A 2799-nucleotide genomic window follows, 5' to 3' on the forward strand; every position below is an offset into this window, starting at 1 on the left:
AGCGCAGCAACAACCTGCAACGCCAAAAAATGGAGCGTTCCACCACAAGATGGAGTAAACGCTCTGGCACCTACCATAACAATAATTTCACTGATCAGCGATGCCATTGAGCAGCTGGGTGGCAAGCTTAAAAAATATGAGCCAACATCCTCCAGCCATCACTACCGAATCCTGAAATGTTAAATTTTAACTGTTACATGGAAGATCACTATTTCAAGGTTCCGGGAATGTCCTCGGCATTTTCGGCGAGGATCTGCTACGCACTGCTACGAGGGCAGACACACTTTGGATGGGGCGGGCACATCGCAGAAATAGGTGCTTTCGAGGGGCGTTTCTTGATAGCACTGGCAATTGGGCTGCATGAGCAGGAGCGCGCGGTGGCAATAGACCGATTTGACTGGCCGGATATCCACGTCAATGTCAGGCTTGATGAGCGTCTGCGTCTGTTTGGTCTAAGGGATCGTGTGGATATTATCTGTGGAGATAGTCGATCAATGAAGGCTGAAATGATCGTTCCTAAAAGGGAACGCGAGGCTTTCAGGTTCTTTCATATCGACGGTGATCATGACGGGACGTCATTGATGCAGGACATGGCACTCGCATTTAGCTGCATGAAGCCCTACGGTGTAGTTTGCCTTGACGACATGCTAAGCCCTGCTTATCCGGATCTTATGCTTGGAGTCGCTGAAGCGCTGAGCGCCCACCCCGATTGGATAGTATTTTGCGTGATTGATCGGGAAGACATCGCCGCTGCCTCGAAGTTCCTGCTTTGCAGGATAGACTACGCAGAGCACTATCGCGCTCAACTGAGCGAAACCTTTCGTGAAAAAGTTTGGAAAATGGACGCTAGGTTTGCTACGACTCATTCTCTGGTACTGACGCCAAGGCCGCGATTGGAGCGTTTCAATCCAGGCGGGACAGTCGACATCATTCAGTCATAGGATCGAATTTTCAATATGGCGCGGGTGAGGTGCCTGAATCCAGCCAGCACGCATCAAGCTATACAAATTTTACAAGGAGTGCACAAAGATCAGACGCCAGCAATACTCGTCCCTGCGTTGCTATGCGGGTGCGGCTTCGTCCCATGTTCCACGCATAGCCGTCACGGGTACAGGTGTGTGTCCACCGCTCTGTCAATCTTCTCCTGCTGCTCCGCTAAGTGCTGCATTGCAGCATCAAGCTCGGGCGACTCGGGTCTATCAGCTGCTTATCCAGGCACTGGCGTGTTACGCCGAAATGTGCTGGCCATGACTCAAGCTGGCGTTCGAATAGCGCGTTGGAGCATGCAGTGAAGTTGTGTGAGTGCCGACACAAAGGCATCGTTTCACGATGCATGAAAATCGGAAGCTGTCGGTAAGGATGATGCCAATCCAGGCAGTCAGCTTGTTCATTGTTGATGTTAAGTTGAGATCGATCCGAACCCAAGAAATCTTAACGAGCACGCCAGAATCGTTAGTGATGTGAAACCTGACGACAACCAAGCTGCAAAAAATTTGTGGCAGTCCAGTCTGTCATCAATGCGCTCGCTCAATGGCGTTCTAAGCTTCAACCCGTAACTTCAACGTAATGGCTAGCGAGGAGAATCGACTAGCTTGACTAGGACGATTGATCGTAAGAGGATGCGAAGTACGTCCTCGATCAGCGCTTGCTGGATGCGCAAGAGGCCCTCAACGTGGAGTGCAGGATGCCTTGTAGACGTTGCTTGGATTCAGAGTCGACCCCTCTTGCGATGGCAAGATGATGGCGCACCTTTACGGTAATTTTGATGCGTTGCAGCCCTGCAGCGGTGCTGCAGCGACTCAAGAATTACCTTTTCAACAGAATCAGCCAAGTGTTGGGTGGTTATGCTGGATCTCGCTTAGTCGTCAGACGTCAGACGTTGTTGATTTCATGTGTCGGTGATGCAAGCGACAGATGCCTTTTCGTGAGCAACCAAAGCTCTGGAAGAGCTGACGTTAAAGTCGGGGCGGCACGGTCTGAAATTCCGTGACACTAGGAGTTCTCAAGGATGCGGAACAGGCAGTCTTACATCATCTGCACCACGATGCGCAGCGGAAGTACATTGCTCGCAAGCGGATTACGCCAGACGAATGTGGCGGGCCGGCCCGAAGAGTATTTCGCGCCCCCTGTGCGTCTGCCACAAGCGCAGATCTTCGACATGGACCCTGCACGCTACCAGGCGCTCCTACAGGCGCATCGGGAGGCACATCCTGCAGATCAGACGCTGCGCCAAATTATCGATGCAGGCACTACCGACAACGGCGTGTTCGGCGTAAAAATTCACTTTCAGCGGCCATTTTCCGACTTCCACAACGCAGTGGAACTACTCCAGGCTAACTTTAACGATCGTCTGGCATCCCCCCATGTCTTGTTCAGCCGGGCTTTTCCGCGCCTTTCTTATATCTGGTTACGCCGTTCCGATCGCATCGAGCAAGCCGTGTCGCTGTTCAAGGCCCTCAAGACCAGCGAGTTTGTCCGTGTGGAGGGCTCTGATGATCCGATAAAGCCGATCCACGTCGAGGACTTCGACTCCGCGGCGATCCGACGTCTTGCCGATTGGTTACAGAGCGGCGACGACGCGTGGCGCTCGTTCTTCAAGCGATACAGGCTCCAGCCGTTGACCATCGACTATGAAGATCTCGCAGCGAACTATGAATCCACACTGCGCTCGGTGTTGAACTTCCTAGAGCTGTCGGCGCACTGCGGAGCCATCGCACCAACCCGGCATCGGCGCCAGTCCGATGAAATCTCCGAAGAATGGGTGATGCGTTATCGTGAGATGTATGCGTGACGACCCCT

The 2799-nt window shown here is 52.8% G+C and carries 2 protein-coding genes; both read left to right on the forward strand.

Going from position 1 to position 2799, the window contains the following annotated elements; translation table 11 throughout:
- The first annotated feature begins 197 nt into the window (after positions 1-197).
- Positions 198-941, forward strand: coding sequence for a class I SAM-dependent methyltransferase (locus EO170_RS17630; RefSeq protein ID WP_164741090.1), 744 nt, complete (start codon positions 198-200; stop codon positions 939-941).
- Between the two features lie 1067 nt (positions 942-2008).
- Positions 2009-2791, forward strand: coding sequence for a Stf0 family sulfotransferase (locus tag EO170_RS17635; protein WP_126946967.1), 783 nt, complete (start codon positions 2009-2011; stop codon positions 2789-2791).
- Positions 2792-2799 lie beyond the last annotated feature (8 nt).

This window comes from Xanthomonas sp. BRIP62409, from assembly GCF_003992965.1.
Classification (GTDB): domain Bacteria; phylum Pseudomonadota; class Gammaproteobacteria; order Xanthomonadales; family Xanthomonadaceae; genus Xanthomonas; species Xanthomonas euroxanthea.

What these genes read in the sequence shown, in the direction of transcription:
- EO170_RS17630 (WP_164741090.1), top strand. Translation starts at nt 198, where the DNA reads ATGGAAGATCACTATTTCAAGGTTCCGGGAATGTCCTCGGCATTTTCG.
- EO170_RS17635 (WP_126946967.1), top strand. Translation starts at nt 2,009, where the DNA reads ATGCGGAACAGGCAGTCTTACATCATCTGCACCACGATGCGCAGCGGA.